This window comes from Phaeobacter sp. NW0010-22 (genome assembly GCF_040365955.1).
In the GTDB taxonomy this organism is placed as follows: domain Bacteria; phylum Pseudomonadota; class Alphaproteobacteria; order Rhodobacterales; family Rhodobacteraceae; genus OMPR01.
The window spans coordinates 34,513-54,700 of the sequence record NZ_BAABWT010000014.1 but is presented as its reverse complement, the minus strand read 5'-3'; the positions used below and the strand labels follow the sequence as shown (position 1 = coordinate 54,700).

Genomic DNA, 20,188 nt, shown 5'->3' with positions numbered 1-20,188 from the left:
TTTCATTAGCGGTGCCGCCCACCTTGGCGTTCCAATTCGGTTTGGATCAATAGCGGGTCGATGTCTGCCAACGCCTTGTTCTGCTGTTTGATCGACAGCGCGGCAGCGATACCTGCAGCCTGCCCCGTGACCGCGCAGCACGCCATGTTGCGCGTTGCGGCATGACTATCGCGGTCCCCACCGGTTGCACGGCCAGCAACCAATAGGTTTTCGACCTTTTTGGGCAACAGGTTGCGATACGGAATTTGGAAATAGCGCCCCGTCGTGGGCAGGATGAGAATGCCGTACCCATCAATGAATTCCGGGAAAATACCAACTGAATCTTCAAATCGGGCCTGTTCGCGCACATCATGGCTGGTCATGTTGTACTCACAATCCACTTTGCGCGTATCGCGCACGCCCAGCGACATGCCGAAATTGCGCAGGCGAATGCCTTCGCAGCCCGGCGTGTAGCGGCGCAATGCTTCGATGGCGAGCATCGACTGACGGCGGCCTTCGATCTCGTATTTGGTCAGACTGTCGGGGTCGGTGCCGTCACAATCATCCATGTGGATGAGGTTCATATACGTCAGCTCACCCGTGTCGTGCACTGCCCCCCATGTGCCTGCGATCGTGTTCAGATGTGGCGGGATCAACCCGTCTTTGATCGCCTGCTCAAAGGGCTTTTTCAAAAATGGCGAAAACATCTCGTCTTCTTTGCCAGTGGTCTCGATATTCCATTCACCACCGCCACCCCAATCGGCGTAGGTCTGCGGATCGTTCTTAATGCCATCCATGAACTTTTGTTTGTCCACGCCCGCAACATGGAACATCACTGACGCCGCCATCATCTTTTCCAGCGGAGTCTTATAAGTGGGCGCGCCTGCTCGGTCGATAACATCCGCATCCCCAGTTGCATCAATCACCCGCTTCGCCAGGATCGCTTCGCGCCCGGCTTTGGATTCCGTGATGATACCGATGATACCATTACCTTCCATGATTGGCGCGACGAACTGTCGGTGCAGCATGGGGCGAATGTTGGGTTCATCAGCGACCATCTTGTCGGCCACCAGTTTGAACCCTTCGCTGTCGATCTCATAGCTGAGCGACTGGCTTTCCGGAACGGCGGCGCCCATTTCCTTGGCCCTGTCTTCGAACTCACGCGCGATGCCGTTGGATTCCACTGTTTCTTCGTGGCGATACCAATGCATCCCCTCAACCCCAACAACGGTCAAGTTCCCGCCAAAGCAGCCAAAGCGCTCCACCAAAGTCACCTCGACCCCGGCCCGTGCCGCGGCCAACGCGGCGGGCAACCCACCGGGGCCCGATCCAATCACCAACACATCGGTTTCATGAATGACGTCAATTTCGCGCGCCGGTTCTTGAATTCGTTTTGCCATAGGTCCCCCCAGCATCTTGTATGGTGCAGCATTCTCCAAAGGGTTTGGATTTGGCAAGTACCCGCGTGAAGGAATGCCTGTTTTCCGGTCAAAGCCCCAATTTCAGACCTAAAATCCCCCGAAAATGGCCGTCATAAAAAATTCATATGGATTTCTGTGGCTTTTCGATTGGTTTTGTGTGTTTCATTTGGGCTATGGAAACTGAGACCGATAAAATCCCACATCGGGGGCACGAGCTGCTCAACGTTCTGGCGCGTCTGGGAGGCTCTGCGCGCAATGCCCAGATCGCTCAGGTGATGAACGTTTCAGAGGAAACCGTACGCCGTCTGATCAAAGGTCTGGCCCAAGCGGGCAAAGTTGAACGGGTGCATGGTGGCACCTATTTGCGCGGTTCTGCGGACACGCCAATGTATTCCGGAGCGCTGGAACAAAACGCAGTTGAAAAGACACAAATTGCGCGCGCGGTGTTGGATCATGTGATCGATGGCATGACCATTTTCATCAACGTCGGTTCAACGACAACCTATGTTGCAGAACAGCTAAGGGATCGTAAGTCTCTGATTGTGGTTACTAATTCGATCACCTCTGTTGCGGCGCTTGCCGATCATAATGACAACCGCGTCTTCATGGCGGGGGGTGAAATTCAACCTGCGGAACGGGGTACATTTGGCAGCGCAACAGAAGAATTCGCCGCCCAGTTCAGCTATGATCTGGTGATTTTCGGGTCGGATGCCATTTCGGCCAATCAGGGCTTTCTGGCCTCGAACCCGGCCGAGGCTTCGCTGACCCGCGTCATCATTAAACAGTCTCAACTCGCATTGGTCGCCGCGGACAGTCGCAAGTTCAACAGACGGGCCCCTATTGTGGCCTGCACCCCTGATCACGTCACCCACTTGATAACAGATGCTCCCCCAGATCCGGCCTTACAACTGGCCCTGAATGACTGGGGGGTCGAGGTTCATATCGCGCATAAACTGTCAAGAAAATGAAACATAAGAACAATAAGCGGGGCAAATCGCGGGTTAACCGTTCCCCAATTTAATCCAACTGGAGGTAACATGAAAAAGATTCTTCTTTCCGGCGTCGCCGCTATCGCCCTGCCGGGCATGGCCGCAGCCGCAAGCTGTCCGGCGGTCACCGTCGCAGATGCCATGGGTGTCGCCGCAGGCGCATTCCCACAGCAATATGATCTGGCTGAATTCCAAGGCGCCGCATCCTGCGAGATGACATTTGCCGAAAACCCCGCCATCGGCGATCTGAACGCGCGCATTCGTGGCAACGGCGATCTGCCTGCTGTCGCGGACCGTTTGCCATCCGAGCCGCTGGTAATGGCGCCTTATGCGGCAACCGGCACCTATGGCGGTCAGTTGGATGTCCTGTCCAACGCCACTGAATCCGGCACCTCGGATTTCCTTTCTGTGCGTCACGTCAATCTGTTCCGCTATTCGGATGACCTGCAGACTGTTGTGCCCAACGTCTCGAAGTCCTGGGCTTGGAATGACGACTTTACCGAGCTGACTGTATCGCTGCGCGCAGGCCACAAATGGTCGGATGGTGAACCCTTCACCGCAGCTGATGTGGTGTTCTGGTACGACAACCTGATGATGGACACCAATGTCATCGCCGAACCCAAAGGCTATGCGCTGGCTGGTGGCGAACCGATGAAGGTTGAAGCCATTGACGACACCACCGTCAAATTCACGTTGGCCGCGCCCAAGCCCGGACTGATCGAGACTTTCTCGTTCACCTACGTGCAGCCTTATCAGCCCAAGCACTTCTTTGAGCAGTTTCACCCGGCCCTGAACGATCAAGCTGACGCAAACGCCAAGGCACTGGGATACGAGGGTGGCTATGATCTGATCAAAGCCTATTACGGCAATTCAGACTGGATGGACACACCATCACCGATGCTGACTGCGGGTGACAAACTGGCAGGTCTGCCCAAAGACACCATGCCCACGCTCGAAAGCCATATCTTGGTCAAGGAAACCACCGAGGGCCGCCACTATGTCGCGAATCCCTACTTCTTCCAAGTGGATACAGCCGGCAACCAGTTGCCCTATATCTCGGACATGGACGAGACCTATGTGGGCGATGAAGAAGTCCGCACTCTGAAGCTGTTGAATGGCGAAGTGGATTACAAATCACAGGCCGTGAACCTGACATCAGCCCCCGTGCTGCTAGAGGGTCAGGAAAAGGGCAATTATACACTGGACGTTAAGCCCGGCATCGCAAGCCCGACCATCGCGTTCAACGTGACCCACGAAGACGAAGCCCGCCGCGCCATCTTTGGCGATGTCCGGTTCCGTACTGCGATGTCCGTCGCGATGAACCGCGCCGAGCTGAACGAAGTGACCGCCTTTGGTTTGGGCACACCCACCCAGTACATCGGTTTCTCGCCGCGTCCTGATTTCATCGACGCAAAATGGTCCGAGCACGAAGCCGGTTTCGATCCAGCCCGCGCCAACGCGCTGTTGGATGAAATGGGTCTGATGGACAAAGACGGTGACGGCGCGCGCGACATGCCCGACGGATCGCCTTTGGTTCTGGATTGGCAGTTCTCGACACAGGCCAGCCCGGCCCAGTTCGTGGAACTGATCGCCCAAAACTGGACTGATGTAGGCATCAAAACCTCGATCAAAGAAGTCACCTCAGACGAGTTCCGCGCGGCACAATCCGCCAACCAGCTAGACATCACCATGTGGGGCAAAGGTCAGCCTGCCGGGTCTATCCTTGGCGATGGCGAAATCTGGGTGCCACCGTTTGACGGGTACTTTGATGTTCGGACCGGGATGCTGTGGGCTGAATTCATCAGCTCAGATGGTGCAAACGGCGTACAGCCCCCTGAATGGGTTGGCAGCCTAAAGGCAGAGCTGGACACCTATCAGTCTTCGGCTCCGGGAACGGATGCGTCGATTGCAGCAGCACAGAAGATGGTCGAAATCGTAGCTGGCGAAATGCTGTTCATCGGGACGGTGAATGCACCTGCGCCGATCTATCACTCGAACAATCTGAACAACTTTGTCGAGTTCAAGACGCAGTCGTATGAGTTCTACCGGACCTACCCTTATCGCCCAACCCAGTGGTTCCTGACTGAATAATCCAGGTCCACCGGACCCAACAACACGAGATCGGGCATTCCAAAAGCGGATGCCCGGTCTTAGCGACCTAGGGGGTAGCCATGCTACAATTTGCACGGTTCGCTGCGACACGCGCAGCGATGGCACTGATCACACTGACGATCGTGTCCTTGGTGGTGTTCACCTTGATGGAACTGGTGCCCGGCGACTGCGCCGAGCGGTATCTGTCCTACAAGAACACCCAAGGGTCTGCGATCACGCTGGCGGATATCGACGCTGAGCGCGCTCGCTTGGGCTTGGACCGCCCATTCCTGACCCGCTGGGTCAGTTGGCTGACCGGCGCGTTTCAGGGCGATTTTGGCAGCAGCTGTATTCTGCGGGTTGATATTGCTCAGCTACTGGGCGCGAAATTCTGGATTTCCCTCGCTATCTGTCTGGGTGCCCTGACACTGGCCTATGCCATTGCAATCCCTGTTGGAATCATCTCGGCCGCGTCCCGCAATGCAGCGATGAACAACGTCCTGCGTCTGGTCAGCTACCTTGGTCTGGCAATGCCAAACTTTCTGTTAGCGCTTATGATTATGTTGGTTTCCACCGTCTATTTCGGCGAGACTTTGACCGGCCTGTTTTCCCCCGAATACAAAGACGCGCCGTGGTCCTGGGCCAAATTGGCCGATCTGTTGAAACACGCCTGGCTTCCGATCTTTATCCTTGGCTGGTCTGCGACTGCTTTTGCTTTGCAAACCGTGCGGGCCCTAATGTCGGATGAGATTGGTAAGCTATACGTCACTGCCGCCGCAGCGCGGGGCATTCATGGCACCCGCTTGTTGTGGCGCTATCCGGCGCGGCACGCGCTGGGGCCAATCGTCAACAGCCTTGGGTTCGATTTGAATCGGATCTTTAACGAATTGCCCATCGTGGCTCTGATCCTGACTTTGACCGAAGCCGGATCGCTGCTGCTCGAAGCTCTGGCACGCTCCAATGACCAACAACTGGCCGGCGCGATCATCTTTCTGCTCACAGCATCCATCGTGACGCTGAACTTTTTCACCGACATCCTGCTGGCGGTCATCGACCCCCGTGTCCGCAAAAGCATCCTGAGGTAGGCCGATGAGTGTGACGACACAAAACCAAAAGGCCAAAGAGGCCTATTTCACCGCCTCGCAGGGTCAGTTGATCTGGGCACGTTTCAAGAAACAAAAGGCGGCTATGGTCGGCGCCGTGGTGCTGGTGGTGTTGATCCTTTCGGGGATTTTCGCACCCTTCCTGTCGCCCTATGACCCCACTGTGGCGGGACGAGACAAAGGATACCTGAACGGCGCGCCACAGATCCCGAAATTTTGCGATGACAATGGCTGCTCAGTGCGGCCGTTCCTCTACACCGTGACCCGCGAGCGGTCACTCGCGACCAATTTCCGCTGGGTGGAAAAGGTAAACACCGACGAACGCCGCTATGTGCAGTTCTTTGTACAGGGTGATAAGTACAAGCTGTTTGGCTTTATTCCCAGCTCGGTCCACCTATTTGGCATGGATAATGGATATGTCCATTTGTTCGGCACCGACAGCGCAGGCAAAGACATCTTTAGCCGGACTTTGCACGCGATCCTGACCTCGCTTCAGGTGGGCACGATGGGTGTCGTGATCTCTTTCGTGCTGGCGCTCGTGATAGGAGGAATATCCGGGTATTATGGCGGTTGGCTGGACAGTGTGATCCAAATGGTCACAGATGCCATCCGTACCGTACCCGCAATTCCATTGTTCATGGCTATCGCGGCCTTTATCCCGCCAGAATGGACGGCAGAAACCCGGTTCTTTTTCATCTCAATGATCCTAGGCCTGATCGGCTGGCCCACTTTGGCGCGACGGGTCCGCACCCATTTGCTGACCGAACGCAATCAAGAATACGTGCTGGCTGCGCAGCTGTGCGGGGCCTCGCCCAGCCACGTCATCCGACGCCACCTGTTGCCGAGCTTCACCAGTTACATCATCGTCGATCTGGTCATTTCCTTTCCTTACATGGTGCTGAGTGAAACGGCGCTGTCATTCATTGGTTTGGGCCTCAAGGATCCGGTGAACAGCCTGGGCGTGATGTTGCAGAACGTAACCAAGGCGGATGTTTTGCTGAACTATCAATGGTATTTCATCCCGGTGATTTTCTTCATCGCTCTGGTGATGGCATTTGTGTTTGTGGGCGATGGCCTGCGTGACGCGGCTGACCCCTATTCGGAGGCCAACAAATGAGCCTAATCGACGTCAGAAACCTGACCCTGCAATTTGATACCGACGAGGGGCGCATTACTGCGGTCGACAACGTGTCGTTCTCCCTCGCACCAGGTGAAGTCATGGGGTTGGTCGGGGAATCCGGTTCCGGCAAATCGGTCACCGCCAAAGCGTTGATGAAACTGAACGCGCGCAACGGACACTATTCCAACGACAGCCAGATTACCCTGCATCTGGACAGTGGTCCGGTCGATGTCATGTCCCTGAAACGCCCACGCGATATGGCCGTCATTCGTGGCGGCGCGATCAGCATGATCTTTCAGGAACCCATGGCCAGCTTTGCCCCCGCTATGACTGTGGGCAGCCAGATGGTTGAACAGCTATTGATCCATTCCAACATGAACAAACGACAAGCCAAGGAGCTGTCGATTGAGATGTTGGATCGGGTCGGTATTTCCGACGCCTCGACCCGGTTCAATCAATACGCCTTTGAAATGTCCGGCGGGATGCGCCAGCGCGCTATGATCGCCATGGCCCTGTCGACAAAGCCCAAACTGTTGATCGCAGATGAACCCACCACAGCGCTGGACGTGACCATTCAGGCGCAGGTGATCGATCTGATGAAGGATCTGGTGGATGAGTTCAAAATGGGCATCATCTTTATCACCCACGACCTGGGCGTTGTGGCTCAAACCGCCGACAAAGTCGCCGTGATGTATCTGGGCCGGATGATCGAACAGGGCCCCGTGCGCGAGGTGATCCGCAATCCGCGCCATCCCTATACCCAAGGCTTGATTGACGCATTGCCGAAACTTGACGATCTGGGCGCATCTTTGCGGGCCATTCCCGGTGATATTCCGTCACCGCTGGAACGCCCCTCGGGCTGTGTGTTTCATACTCGCTGTTCGCAGATCATCGGCGATATCTGTAAAACCCACCTGCCCGCTTGGGCAGATACCGGCGCCGATCATCGTACCGCCTGCCATCTCTGTCACCAAGGAGCCAGCGCATGAGCGATCCGCTTTTGATCCAGACCAAGGATCTGTCTGTCACCTTTTCCATCGGCGATGGCGTGTTCAAGAAACAGCAGCTCAAAGCGGTGGATGGAATCTCCATCGACATCCCCAAAGGGTCATTCTTTGGCGTTGTTGGGGAATCCGGCTCAGGCAAAACCACGCTGGGCCGCGCACTGTTGAATGCGGTTCCGATCTCGGACGGGCACGCCACCTATGACGATGGCGAGGTCACCTATGATTTAGCCGATCTCGATGGCGCCGCGCTCAAGGATTATCGCAAACGCGCGCAACTGATTTTTCAGGACCCCTACGCCGCACTCAGCCCTCGCATGACGGTCCGCGACATTATTGCCGAACCGCTCGAGGTGATGGGTCTGACTGCAAACCGCGAAGAAACCGATGCCCGCGTACGTGAAATTGCGGCCAAATGTCGGTTGAATCTGGAACACCTGCGCCGCTTTCCCCATGCGTTTTCCGGCGGTCAGCGCCAGCGCATTTCCATCGCACGCGCGCTGGTATCTGGACCTCAGTTCATTGTCGCAGATGAATCCGTGGCGGCGTTGGATGTGTCCATTCAAGCCGACATTCTGAACCTGCTCAAATCCATCCAACAAGAGATGGGGCTGACATTTCTGTTCATCAGTCATGATCTGTCAGTGGTCGCCCACACATGTGACCATGTGGCGGTGATGTATCTGGGGCGTATAGTCGAAAGCGCCCCAACCCGGCAGTTGTTCAAGAACGCGCGTCATCCCTATACCAAGGCGCTGTTCTCCGCGATCCCTTCACTGGATCCGGATGATCGCGGCTCGGCGCAGAAACTGGTCGGGGAAATCCCATCGCCCACCAACCAGCCGACTGGGTGCAAATTCCACACCCGCTGTCCCTATGTGACGGAGCTGTGCAAACAACAGGAACCCCCATTGGTCACTTGCGAAGAAGGCCATGCCGTGTCCTGCCATCGGTGGGAAGAGCTCCAGGAAGGCATAACCGCCTGAACCGGGTCAGGCGCTGGTTCCGATCAGCGCCACGCCCATCGCCATCAGCACGGCTGCGCCAAGGCGGCGTTTCCAGTTGCCTTCGCGCAGGAACACGAACCCGATCAATGCGGCAAAGATCACCGATGTTTCGCGCAAGGCTGAAACTGCCCCAAGCGGTGCAAAGTTTTTGGCATAAAGCACCAGACCATAGGCGGTCATCGACACCAAGCCGCCCGCGATGCCCAAGGCCCAAACCCGCAGCGGTAGCGCCGCAAGTGTGGCCCGTTTGCGGAGCCCAATGAAGCCCGCGATAAAGATATGCAAGAATGCGCCCCATGCCCAATAAGACAGCGTATTGCCAGACAACCGCACCCCAATCCCGTCTACAACCGAATAGATCGAGATACAGAAACCCGTGCCGACCGCAAACCCAAGTGCAGCCTTACCGACGCCAGAGCGCAGCACTTTCCAACTGCTAAGCTGAATACCTAACGCAATAACGGCGATCCCGATCCACGCTTGCGCAGGCAGCACCTCGCCTAACAGGATCAGCGCCCACAGCGACACCAACGCCGGAACAATGCCGCGCGCGATGGGGTAAACCACGCTGAGATCGCCGTGCTGATAGGCCTTTCCCAGCATGAAGAAATATCCGAAATGCACCACCGTCGACAGCAGGATGTAGAAAAAGCTTTCGGCGTTGGGCAGCGGTAACAGCATCACCATGACCGTCGCAGGCAACACATGACCAAAAGCCACCAGACCCAGCGTCGTGGTCCGGTCCACGGCGGTTTTCACAATGGCGTTCCAGACCGCATGCAACACGGCCGCAGACAGGATTATGGCAATCACAAAGGGCGACATACGGTCAGTCCTGCGGTTCGGGGGTGGGCATGTCCTCGATCAGGCGGGTCTCTAGCAACTGCCCATTCTGATAAAGGATCGGCGTCGCGACCGAAGCAATATGGCTGTTGAAATCCCGAAACGCCCGCAGGGTTTCCAGATGGATATCGCTTGTTTCAAAACTTTGCACCTGACCGGCCTGCAGACGGCGAAAATGACGCTTTCGGCTGTTGCGCTCGGCGCGTTTAACCTCGGTCTTTTCACCGTTCAACAGGCGGGCGCTTTCCAAATCATCCGAGATCAGCACATTCGAAGCCAAGCGCAGGTTAGCCAGAATGGTCTCGTGCATGTCCTGCAATTCGCTCCAACCCTCTTTCGAGAACTGTTTGCCAGTCCGCCGCAGGTCCCCGGCTAAAACTGTCAAACGCTTGGCCACCACATCGCCAGCGGTTTCCAAACGGACGGCATATTCCATCATGTCCCGCGCAATTCCCGCGTTTTCTTTGCCCAGCTCCTCGACCGGAAGAGCCGCAACAAAAGCCCTGACCCCGGATAGGCACTCGTTAACCTCGTGGTCTACGGCCTGCACGGCCCGGATCTGATCCTTTTCGCCGGTTTTGTACAGCTTGAGCGTGGGGCGGAACATCGCTTCGACCAGATCGGTCATACGCAGCAGTTCGCGCTTTAGGCTGAAAATCGCTTGGGAGGGCGACCCGACATCCTGTGGATTCAACACGCTGGTCGGACGTGCCATCTGGTCAGCATCCACCGCAGGGGTCACGTCCGGCAACAGACGCTCAAACGGACCACGTAGCGCTGAACAGAACGGCAGGGCCAAAACCAGCAACGACGCGTTGAACGCCAGATGCGCATTGACCAACATCTGCCCGCCGTAATCCGCACCAACAAGTCCAGCCCCCAGAGCCGCGTTTACGGCAAACAAGGTGAAAACAGCCCATGTCCCGCGCAAAACAAGGTTGGCAACAGGAATACGCCGCGCAGCAACGTCCATCCCCCGCGTCAGCCAGACCGGGATAAAGGCACTGCCCATATTCGCGCCCAACACCAGTGACAGCCCTGCCGCAAATGGGATTGCGCCGATTTGCACCAGCGTCACACACATCAAAATTGCAGCGACCGAACTGTGCATCACAAAGGCCAGTGCTGCCCCGACGATAAACGCTGTGATGTAATCGCGCGCCAGATATTCCGCGAGCGCAGGCAAAAAGGCACTGTCGCGGATCGGGTCCATCGCCTCGCGCAGGAATCGCAGCGATATCAGGATAAACGCAATCCCCATCAAGATACGCCCCATCTGGCGTAGCTTTTTCTGCTCCGTTTTAACGAACAGCCAACCGCCAACGGCCAGCAAAAGGGGCACCAACCAATCCAGCTTGAAAGACAGGATCTGAATGATCAGAGCAGACCCCAGATCGCCACCCAGCACAATCGCCAGCCCGGCGCCAAACCCCAACATGCCACTGGCGGCAAACCCCGAGGTCAACAAGGCCACTGCAGCCGAGCTTTGCAACACCACTGCCATCACCAAGCCGGCAAGGCTGGATTGCAACAGGTTGCTTTGACCGGTCATAACCCGCTGGAACGAGGCGCCATAGCTGCGCTCGATCCCGGTGCGCACCATGCGAACCGCAAACAGCAGCAACATGGTTGCACCGGCTAGGCTGATAAGAAAACTAACAATTGCCATCGCGTTATCCGTTCACCAGCGCCAAAAGGGCGGTGTGCAATTCTGGCGTCGCCGCCGAAATCACCCGCCCGTCAGACTTCAGGGTCAGAGGTTGCCCCTGCCAATCCGTCATCATGCCACCTGCGGCCTCCACCACCGCAGAGACGGGCAAATAGTCATAGGGCTGCAAATCATAATCGACCACGGCATCCACATGGCCGGCGGCCAACAACGCGTGCGGATAACAATCATATGAAAACCGCCGGGTTTGGCCCGCTTTGGTCAGCCGGTCAAAGGTCTGCGGATAGTCACGATAGATCTTTTCGCCTTCGTTCACATAAAGGATCGCCCGGTCCAGATTCGTCTGGTTGGAACTGTGGATCGACGCTCCGTTCAACGTGGCCCCTGCCCCTCTGGCTCCGATGAACACTTCTCCAAGCGCTGGCATGCCAATCACGCCGAGTTGCGGAACCCCATCGTGGAGCAGCCCCAACAGCATGCCAAACAAGGGGTGCCCGGACAGAAACGACCGCGTGCCATCAATCGGATCAATGATCCACATATCCGCACGATCCGCGCCTTCTATCCCGTGTTCTTCGCCGAAAATCCCGTGATCAGGGAAATGCTCGGCCAAATAGGATCGGATCAGGGCCTCGACCCCTTTGTCGGCCTGAGTGACTGGGCTTTCGTCTTCTTTAAATTCGATCCCTAGGCTGCCGCGAAAATAGCCGCGCGCCGCTTCTCCGGCAAAATCGGCAATCTTGGCTGCATGGATCGTGTATTCAATCGTGGTCAGCATCGCTGTCCGCTCCACTCGATAAATGTGTGACAATCCCCCAGTCGAGCAAGGCAGTTGCCAGTTTTGCTCCGGGGGGTTGATCCGTTACCACCATATCCACCTGTCGCGGTTCCGGGCCTTGGTAGGGGGCCGTTTCGCTGAATTTGTGGTGATCCACGGCCATCAGAACACTTTCTGCGCTGTCGGCGATCACCCCCGCCAGATTGGCTTCGGTCTCGTTTAAGTACAAAAAGCCGCGCTTGGCGCTGAGCGCATCAACACTCAGGATCGCCATATCAAACGCAAACCGCCGCGCCTGTCGTTCAGTGACAAAGCCAAAGGTGCCGCGCTCATCGCCCTGCATTTCCCCACCTAACAGGTGCACCTTGTTGCCGTTGTGATTGACCAGGGCTTGCGCCACGCCAATCGAATTGGTCGCAACCGTAAGGCCCGAACGTTGGCGCAATTCCTCGGCCACAAAGGCCGTTGTGGTCCCAACATCGAGAAACAGGGTCATGCCATCATGAACCTGGTCCGCGACCCCCGCAGCAATCGCCTGCTTTTCATCAGAATGACGTGAAATGCGGCGGAAGAAGCTAGGATCGCCCTGTGTTCCAGCCAGATAGGCCCCGCCGTGCACACGTTCGACCGCGCCGGATTTTGACAGGGATTTGATGGTGCGCCGCACGGTTTCCTCGGACACATCAAGTGCTTTGGCCAATTCGGCCCCGCGAGCGGATCCACCCAGTCGGCGCAACGCGTCGAGTAGTTCCAGTTCCCGATGCGAGTGGGTCGATGTTTGGGCCACGGTTAGGCCTCCGGTCAAGGCGAATTCCCTCGTGATGCCACAAAATCCCACAAATATTCAACTGGTTTGTGGATTTTTCACACAACCATGACCACCAAAAGTGGGAAACTTGGCAAAAATCCTCTTTCCAGTGATGGAAAATGCCGGTTATGTGGGTTTGACCAGCGACGCCCGCACATCGGAGCCCCTTATGCGTGAGCCCAAGAATGTCCTCTTTGTCATAATCGACCAGCTGCGCGCTGATTGCGTCTTTGGGGCGCTATCGGACCATGTGGATCTGCCCAATCTGCGCGCCTTTATGGATGAGGCGGTAACGTTCAAACGCCATTATTCCGCGGTGAATCCTTGTGGTCCCTCGCGCGCATCTTTGCTGACTGGACAATATTCCATGAACCATCGGTCGGTGCGCAATGGCACGCCCCTGCGCCACGATACCCCGTCTGTTGCATCCGAAATGCGCAAGGCTGGATATGTTCCAATGCTGTTTGGCTATACTGACACCTCTCAAGATCCCCGCGCCTTTCATACCAGCGACCCTGCGATGCACACCTACGAATACCCAATGGCCGGATTTCACGAGATGTTAGAGATGCGGTTCGAGATGTCCTATCCGTGGCGCTCGCACCTGATGAACAACGGCTACAATTTTGACAGCTATGAACAAGTCTACCAACCTGTCTCACCCACTGGCGCGGCACCCCGTGTGAATGACCCCGCGCTCTACCGTGCCGAAGACAGCGACACCGCCTTCTTGACGGATCGGTTTCTGGCCACCATGCCAGCCTATGCTGATCAAAGTTGGTTCGCGCATCTGACCTATATCCGCCCGCACCCGCCGATGGTTGCGCCAGCGCCCTACAACAACATGTATGACCTCGATCAGATCCCCCTGCCCGCCCGGCTTGCGGATACTAATGCGGAACTCGCAATCCACCCGTTCTGCGGCCCCGCGCAAGCCAGCGCGACCCCTGCCCGTTTTGTGGTTGGGTTTCCGGATCTGGAACCAACGGATGAAAACGTGCAGACCCTGCGCACCCTCTATTTCGGCCTCGCGACCGAGGTTGATCTGCATATCGGGCGGGTCATCCAGTTCCTGAAAGACAGTGGCCAATACGACGACACATTGGTGGTGATCACCGCCGATCACGGCGAAATGCTGGGTGATCGCCATTCCTGGGGAAAGTTTTCAGTCTATGACGCCGCCTATCACACGCCGCTGGTAATCCGTGCGCCGGGGCTGTCTGCGGGAACCGAGGTCACAGTGCCGACGGAATCAATCGACATCACCCCAACCATCCTGGACTGGGTCGGCCAAGAGATTCCAAATTCAATGGATGGCAGGTCTTTGATGCCGTTCTTGCAAGGCGAAACGCCACGCGACTGGCGCGGCTATTCCTTTTCCGAGCTGGACTTTTCAGACCCTGAAACGCCTTCGTTGTGGGAAAAGACCCTTGGCACAGGGCCTAGCGATTCATCACTCGGTATCCTGCGCAACGATCGTTTTACTCTGGTCGAATTTGCGGCTGACCTACCGCCGATCCTGTTTGACCACGAAGACGCGGGTGAATTTGCCAATGTTGCGGATCAGCCAGCGTATCAGGCGGACCTGAACCGCCTGACCCGGCAGATGCTGCGCCACCGAATGCGAAATATGGATCACACTCTGTCGCTGGATTCCATCACCAATGACGGGCCGCGCAAACAGAAGCGGTATCCGTGATCACCGCATGACAAACGGATCAGGAATCGGATCGTCCGACGTTTTTAGCCAGACCGCTTTGACCTTGGTATAATCCAGCGCGGCCTGCATGCCGCCTTCGCGGCCATGACCCGACAAACCGTGCCCACCAAAGGGCGCGATGGGCGAGACTGCCCGATAGGTATTGACCCAGACAATGCCCGCGCGAATGCCCCGGATCATCCGGTGCGCGCGGGTCAGACTGCTGGTGAATACGCCAGAAGCCAAACCAAAGGTCGTGTTATTGGCAATTTCCAACGCTTCTTCTTCGGTATCAAACGACAGGACCGACAGAACCGGGCCAAAGAACTCGTTGGTGATGCAATCCGCTTGCGGGGCGTCTGAACAGTCGATGATCGTGGGCGGGAAATAGAACCCATCACCCGCAATCGGCTGCCCACCGGTGACCACGCGCGCGCCCTGTTTTTCAGACGCTGCAATGAGTGCCAGCGCATTGTCGCGTTGATGCAAGGTGCACAACGGGCCGACCTCGGTCGCCATGTCAGTTGGATCCCCGATCACCACGGCTTCAGCCTTGGCCTTGAGCTTGGTTAGGAACTCGTCCTTGATCTTGTTCGAAATCACCAACCGCGATCCAGCAACACAGCTCTGCCCAGTCGCCGCAAAGATGCCCGAGACCTGCGCGTTGACCGCGCTGTCGATATCCGCATCTTCAAACACGATAAACGGGGACTTGCCGCCCAGCTCGAGCGAGATCGAAGCGAGATTTTCGGCCGAATTTCGTACGATATGGCGCGCAGTCTCTGGCCCGCCGGTGAACGCCACATGCGCCACCTTTGGGTGACTTGTCAGGGTCGCGCCCGCTTCGGGACCGCCGGTGATGACGTTCAGCACCCCCTTGGGGAACCCGGCCTGATCAAAAATCCGGGCGAACTCCAGCATCGGCGCGGGGCCTTCTTCGGATGCTTTCAGCACCACTGTACAACCAGCGGCCAATGCGGGTCCAATCTTTACAGCCGACAGGAACAGCTGCGAATTCCACGGCACAACTGCGGCCACCACGCCGATGGGTTCGCGGCGCAACCAGACCTCCATATCTGGTTTGTCGATGGGCAGATGTGCGCCTTCGATCTTATCCGCCAACCCGGCGTAATAGCGGTAGTATTCCGCGACATAAGCGATCTGCGCGCTGGTTTCGCGAATGATCTTGCCCGTGTCGCGGGTTTCCAGCTCGGCCAGACAGGGGGCGTTCTCGGCCACCAGATCGGCCAGACGATGCAGCAGCTTGCCCCGCTGCGTCGCCGTCATAAGCGCCCATTCAGAGCCTAAAAAGGCCGTTTCCGCAGCTTGGACCGCGCGGTTCACATCTGCGGCCTGCGCCTCGGGCATGCTGGCCCACGCCGCACCCGTGGCGGGATCAATGCTGTGGAACTGCGCCGATCCATCGTCAAACGCGCCGTCGATATATTGCTGGAACTGTTGCATTTCTAATCCTTACCGAAACGCGGGCATCACATCGTTGATAAACCGCTCGAGCGAAGCCTTCTTACGCTCAAAGCTCATGCTGGAGTCGATCCAGAACGAGAACTCATCATAGCCCAACGCCTCGTACTTTTTGAGCCGTTCAATCACCGCTGCGGGTTCGCCAATCACCAAATCCCGTTCCATCGCCTCGGGGTTGTAAAAGGGATGCCCGGCGATTTCTTCATCGCTTAGCGTTTTAATCAACCCTTGTTCAACAGGGCGTTCGTTTTTGAACCATGCACCAAAGTAGTTGTAGAACCGGTTCAGCTCTTCGGCGCCCAGTTTCACATCTTCGGGGCTGTCGGCCACATAGGTGTGCAACAGCAACATGATCTTGGGGCGGGGCTGATCCGGGAATTTGGCGCACGCGTCGTTGAACTTGACCATCAGGCTTTCGATTTCAGCGTCACCCTGCCAAAGCGGCGTGACCTGCACGTTGCAGCCGTTTGAAACCGCAAATTCGTGGCTGTTGGGATCGCGCGCCGCCACCCAGATGGGCGGCCCGTTTTTCTGCGTCGGCATAGGCGATGACGAGGTTTTGGGGAAAGAGTGGAATTCCCCCTCTTGGGCGTAATCGCCCTTCCATAGACCCTGAATGGCGGGGATCAGTTCACGCATACGCTGCCCAGCCTCCCAAGCGTCCATGCCCGGCATCATGCGTTCGTATTCATAGGAATAAGCCCCGCGCGCGATGCCCAAATCCAAACGGCCATCGGTGATTATATCGGTCATCGCCGCCTCGCCCGCCAACCGGATCGGGTGCCAGAACGGCGCAATCACGGTACCGGTGCCTAGGCGCACATTTTTCGTATGCCTTGCTACGTCGATCAGGTTCAGCATCGGATTGGGCGAGATGGTGAAATTCATCCCGTGGTGTTCGCCGGTCCAGACCGCATGCATCCCGCCCTCATCAGCGATTTTGCACAGCTCGATGAACTCATCATACAGCTGCTTTTGATCTTCATCCGGTGAAATACGCTCCATATGCGCAAACAAAGAAAACTTCATGCCTTAACTCCCTGACACGATCGGGCGGACTTTGCCGCTGGTCTGGTTGCCATAATATACCCCGTAATTGCCCATGCGACTTTCGCTGGCGAACCGTTCGAGCATGATGCGCACTGCTGGGTCAGCAATGTCCATCAAGGTCGACGCGCTGAGTTCGGTAAAACACCCCTTTGCCGGGATGCCATCAGCCGCTTGGCACAGAAACGAGATATGTTGATGTTCGCGCGCACCATCTTCGAAAACAGAATAGATGAAGCCGGGCTCTGCCGAGAGGCCCGAGGCCTCGATCAGTTTGGTCAAGGCGGCGCTGGCACCGTCTTTGCCGACGCGGATTTCTGGCAGGGCCAAACCGCCGTTGCCGTCATCCACCAACAGAACTTCGTTGCCACGTGCGATCAGAGCCGAAACGATCAGGTTTGCGTTCTGGCTCAGCGCCTCGGCCTCGGCCATGGGGGTGACATAGGCCCCGCGCGCATAGCCAAGACCCGGTGTGGGGCTGGTGTCGTATGCCTGCACCTGACCAATCAGGATGACATGATCGCCCGCTTCGACCGTTTTATGCATGGAACAATCAAACCACGCAGACACACCATCAAACACCGGCGACCCATGCGGGCCTGTGCGCCAGTCGACACAGGCAAAGCGGTCATCAACCGGGCGGGCAAAAGTGTTCGACACGTCTTTTTGATGCTCGGACAGGATGTTGATGGCAAAGCCATCCGCCTGCGTCAGCGCATCGTAGTTCTGCGAAGAATTGGCCAAGCAGACTAGCACCAGCGGCGGATCCATCGAAACAGAGGTAAACGAGTTCGCCGTGAAACCCAGCGGATTGCCGTCTGCGTCATGGGCCGTCACCACGGTAACGCCGGTCATAAAGGTGCCAAACGCATTGCGCAGCGCGCGCGGATCAATCGTGGTCATGCGGTTCTCCTTTGGGTCAGAGAGCGGGACAGCCAATCTTGCAATATGGCTGTCACTTCGTTGGGCGCGGTCAAGTTCACCATGTGGCGGTGACCTGTGATCACTTTAGCCGCACCGTTTTGGGCAGCTGCTGCCATGGCTTGAGACATCTCAGGTGTCGAATTCGGGTCACCATCGCCCGTCAAGGCCAGCATTGGGCATGTCACCCTGCCCCACGCATCCGCATAGGTGCTGTCGCCGCGCGCAAAGGCCCCGTAAGCTGTGGCATAGCCGCTCATATCCACGGCGCTAAGCCATCCCGCGACCTGATCGCGCGCAATCTGATCCTGCGCGCTGTCGCCAAACCAGCGGGTCAGCGGGGTTTCCAGATCAACCTTGCCCTGTTTGATTTCGGCGGCGCGCGCCTCGACCGCTGCACGTGCGGCGGCGTTGCGGCGATAGACGCCGTTCACTACGGCCACCCGCGCAACCATGTTGGGATATTCAGCAGCAAAGCCCCCGGCGATCAACGCGCCCATGGAATGTCCCGCCAAACTGACAGGTCCAAGATCCAGCGCGGTCACAACAGCGAACAACCATGCGACAAAATCCGGCAGCTCGGCAGCCTCTGGCAATGGATCGCTGCCACCATGCCCCGGCATATCTACCGCAATCACGCGATGTGTGGCCGACAGCGTGTCGATCTGTGGACCCCACGACGCCGACTGCATACCGACGCCATGGATCAACAGAACCGGCGCGCCGGTGCCTGTGTCGCGATACGCGACCTGGCCGTATGGCTCAGACAGCTGCAGGGTTGTCGAGGTCATGGCCCAGATCCTTGAGGTCCTGATAGCGGTCACCGATACGGTGATGGGGGCGGCCCCCAATCGAGGCCCCCAGCGCGATCACGATTTCATCCGGACCCGGCGCATCCGCAACCGAGGTTTGGATGGTCAAATAGTGCGAACGCTTGCCGCCATCATTTTTGTCCATCAACGGAATGTAGAGCGGTGCGTTGGCCGGGCCGCGCGTGTTGCAGAACGACAGGTAGCTTTTCGCACCAACAGCTTCACGAAAGTAATTACCGAACCGCAGGGTGTGGATCAGCCCCGAGGCATGTTCGACCTCACCGTTCACGCCAACGATTGCAGACTTACCATACCCTTCGACCATGTCACCGCCACCAGCGGCATCCAGCACCATTTTGGTCAGCAACTCGCCCAGACCGGGGGCGCAATCCATAATGCCGGGTTTCAAATCCTCGACAAAACCCTGCCCCGCCCATGGGTTTTTGATCACGGCAATGGCGGCGATCATTTTCAACGGCGTTTCAGCGACCTTGCCGCCTTCGATCAGGGTGTCTTCGATGAAGAGCTGCGTTTTGCGGATTTCTGCGGGCATGGGAGGAGCACCTGATTCACTGTGTTTCGAACTGACAAACATATGGTATACCATAATCCCGTTAGTCAAGAATTTCTTGTCTCTCTGCTGGCGGACTGTTAAATTACGCCAATGACCCAATCCGACCTTTCGCATCTGAAAATCGAACAACCCCCTGCAACGCTTCGCGAAATCGTGCAGGACAAGATGCGTGCCGCGATCATTGATGGGCATTTCAAACCCGGACAAAGATTGGTTGAACGCCCGTTGTGCGACCAACTTGGGGTCAGTCGCACCGTCGTTCGCGAAACCATCCGATATTTAGAAGCCGAAGGTTTGGTGGAGATTCTGCCCAATCGCGGCCCCATCGTGGCCCGGATGGAATGGAATGACGCGCGCCAGATATACGACATTCGCCGCATGTTAGAGACGGCAGCGGCGGTCGCCTGTGCCCAAACCGTGACATCGGATTTGACCCGCGACTTGCAAGCTGCACTCGCCACGCTGGAACAAGAGTTTGACCAGACCACCCCCGGCGCACTGTTTCAGGCATCGTCGGGATTCTATCGGGTCATCTTTCTGGGCGCGGGCCATTCGGTGGCTTGGGAAATCGTTCAACGGCTGAACGGGCGCATCAGCAGGTTGCGGATCATGACCCTGTCGGCAACCCAGCGCGCGCGCCCAGGTCTGGACCATATGCGCGCCATAAGTGACGCCATCATTGCCGGCGACCCCAATGCCGCGCGCGCCGCCGTAGCGGCCCATTTGGATGATGCCGCCACCGTTGCACAGCGCTTATTGTCGCTGGAGCCCCCTGAATAATCCTACATTCCAGAATACATATTTGATTTGGCGCAACGCGCGCCGTCTCACTTTGCGCTAG

18 protein-coding genes are annotated in these 20,188 nt (G+C 57.1%); 8 read left to right on the top strand and 10 right to left on the bottom strand.

The window, feature by feature from the left end; genetic code table 11:
* Positions 1-5: 5 nt before the first annotated feature.
* Positions 6-1,379 carry an FAD-dependent oxidoreductase gene (locus ABWV33_RS22125; RefSeq protein WP_353333877.1) on the bottom strand — a complete coding sequence of 458 codons (1,374 nt, stop codon included), beginning with the start codon at positions 1,377-1,379 and terminating at the stop codon, positions 6-8.
* Positions 1,380-1,573: 194 nt separating this feature from the next.
* On the opposite strand from ABWV33_RS22125, the gene ABWV33_RS22120 reads away from it, so the two are divergent.
* From ABWV33_RS22120 to ABWV33_RS22095, 6 genes are all read left to right on the top strand, one after another.
* Entirely contained in the window at positions 1,574-2,368 is a 795-nt protein-coding gene (locus ABWV33_RS22120; RefSeq protein ID WP_353333875.1) for a DeoR/GlpR family DNA-binding transcription regulator, read from the top strand.
* 69 nt (positions 2,369-2,437) lie between these two features.
* Positions 2,438-4,480 carry an ABC transporter substrate-binding protein gene (locus ABWV33_RS22115; RefSeq protein WP_113823208.1) on the top strand — a complete coding sequence of 681 codons (2,043 nt, stop codon included), beginning with the start codon at positions 2,438-2,440 and terminating at the stop codon, positions 4,478-4,480.
* 80 nt (positions 4,481-4,560) lie between these two features.
* A complete protein-coding gene (locus ABWV33_RS22110) occupies positions 4,561-5,565 on the top strand; it encodes an ABC transporter permease (protein WP_353333873.1) in 1,005 nt (334 codons plus the stop codon).
* A gap of 4 nt (positions 5,566-5,569) precedes the next feature.
* Entirely contained in the window at positions 5,570-6,700 is a 1,131-nt protein-coding gene (locus ABWV33_RS22105) for an ABC transporter permease (RefSeq protein ID WP_113823206.1), read from the top strand.
* Complete coding sequence (locus ABWV33_RS22100) at positions 6,697-7,692, top strand: ABC transporter ATP-binding protein (RefSeq protein ID WP_353333871.1); 996 nt, start codon at positions 6,697-6,699, stop codon at positions 7,690-7,692. Before ABWV33_RS22105 ends, ABWV33_RS22100 begins: the two co-directional genes overlap by 4 nt.
* Entirely contained in the window at positions 7,689-8,693 is a 1,005-nt protein-coding gene (locus tag ABWV33_RS22095; protein WP_353333869.1) for an ABC transporter ATP-binding protein, read from the top strand. The genes ABWV33_RS22100 and ABWV33_RS22095 overlap by 4 nt, the downstream gene beginning before the upstream one ends.
* A gap of 6 nt (positions 8,694-8,699) precedes the next feature.
* Here the strand turns inward: ABWV33_RS22095 and ABWV33_RS22090 are convergent, their stop codons facing one another.
* The 4 genes from ABWV33_RS22090 to ABWV33_RS22075 are packed head-to-tail and all read right to left on the bottom strand — an operon-like array spanning position 8,700 to position 12,809.
* Positions 8,700-9,539 carry an EamA family transporter gene (locus ABWV33_RS22090; protein ID WP_353333867.1) on the bottom strand — a complete coding sequence of 280 codons (840 nt, stop codon included), beginning with the start codon at positions 9,537-9,539 and terminating at the stop codon, positions 8,700-8,702.
* A 4-nt stretch (positions 9,540-9,543) separates the two neighbouring features.
* Positions 9,544-11,226 (bottom strand): Na/Pi cotransporter family protein, encoded by a 1,683-nt coding sequence (locus tag ABWV33_RS22085; protein WP_113823202.1) that lies wholly within the window; start codon positions 11,224-11,226, stop codon positions 9,544-9,546.
* 4 nt (positions 11,227-11,230) lie between these two features.
* Positions 11,231-12,004 (bottom strand): inositol monophosphatase family protein, encoded by a 774-nt coding sequence (locus ABWV33_RS22080; RefSeq protein ID WP_353333865.1) that lies wholly within the window; start codon positions 12,002-12,004, stop codon positions 11,231-11,233.
* Positions 11,988-12,809 (bottom strand): DeoR/GlpR family DNA-binding transcription regulator, encoded by an 822-nt coding sequence (locus tag ABWV33_RS22075; RefSeq protein ID WP_353333863.1) that lies wholly within the window; start codon positions 12,807-12,809, stop codon positions 11,988-11,990. Before ABWV33_RS22075 ends, ABWV33_RS22080 begins: the two co-directional genes overlap by 17 nt.
* Positions 12,810-12,981: 172 nt before the next feature.
* On the opposite strand from ABWV33_RS22075, the gene ABWV33_RS22070 reads away from it, so the two are divergent.
* Positions 12,982-14,511: a sulfatase-like hydrolase/transferase gene (locus tag ABWV33_RS22070; protein ID WP_353333861.1), complete on the top strand. Its 1,530-nt coding sequence runs from the start codon at positions 12,982-12,984 to the stop codon at positions 14,509-14,511.
* Here ABWV33_RS22070 and ABWV33_RS22065 read toward each other — a convergent pair whose 3' ends face one another.
* The 5 genes from ABWV33_RS22065 to ABWV33_RS22045 are packed head-to-tail and all read right to left on the bottom strand — an operon-like array spanning position 14,512 to position 19,326.
* Positions 14,512-15,975 (bottom strand): aldehyde dehydrogenase, encoded by a 1,464-nt coding sequence (locus tag ABWV33_RS22065; protein WP_353333859.1) that lies wholly within the window; start codon positions 15,973-15,975, stop codon positions 14,512-14,514.
* 9 nt (positions 15,976-15,984) lie between these two features.
* Positions 15,985-17,022 carry an LLM class flavin-dependent oxidoreductase gene (locus tag ABWV33_RS22060; RefSeq protein ID WP_353333857.1) on the bottom strand — a complete coding sequence of 346 codons (1,038 nt, stop codon included), beginning with the start codon at positions 17,020-17,022 and terminating at the stop codon, positions 15,985-15,987.
* A gap of 3 nt (positions 17,023-17,025) precedes the next feature.
* Positions 17,026-17,943: a flavin reductase gene (locus tag ABWV33_RS22055; protein WP_353333855.1), complete on the bottom strand. Its 918-nt coding sequence runs from the start codon at positions 17,941-17,943 to the stop codon at positions 17,026-17,028.
* Entirely contained in the window at positions 17,940-18,752 is an 813-nt protein-coding gene (locus ABWV33_RS22050) for an alpha/beta fold hydrolase (protein ID WP_353333853.1), read from the bottom strand. Before ABWV33_RS22050 ends, ABWV33_RS22055 begins: the two co-directional genes overlap by 4 nt.
* The gene (locus tag ABWV33_RS22045; protein WP_353333851.1) at positions 18,724-19,326 is read right to left on the bottom strand and encodes an amino acid synthesis family protein; all 603 of its coding nucleotides are present in this window, start codon (positions 19,324-19,326) and stop codon (positions 18,724-18,726) included. Before ABWV33_RS22045 ends, ABWV33_RS22050 begins: the two co-directional genes overlap by 29 nt.
* A 111-nt stretch (positions 19,327-19,437) precedes the next feature.
* Between ABWV33_RS22045 and ABWV33_RS22040 the strand changes: the two genes are divergently transcribed.
* The gene (locus tag ABWV33_RS22040; RefSeq protein WP_121997909.1) at positions 19,438-20,127 is read left to right on the top strand and encodes a GntR family transcriptional regulator; all 690 of its coding nucleotides are present in this window, start codon (positions 19,438-19,440) and stop codon (positions 20,125-20,127) included.
* Positions 20,128-20,188 lie beyond the last annotated feature (61 nt).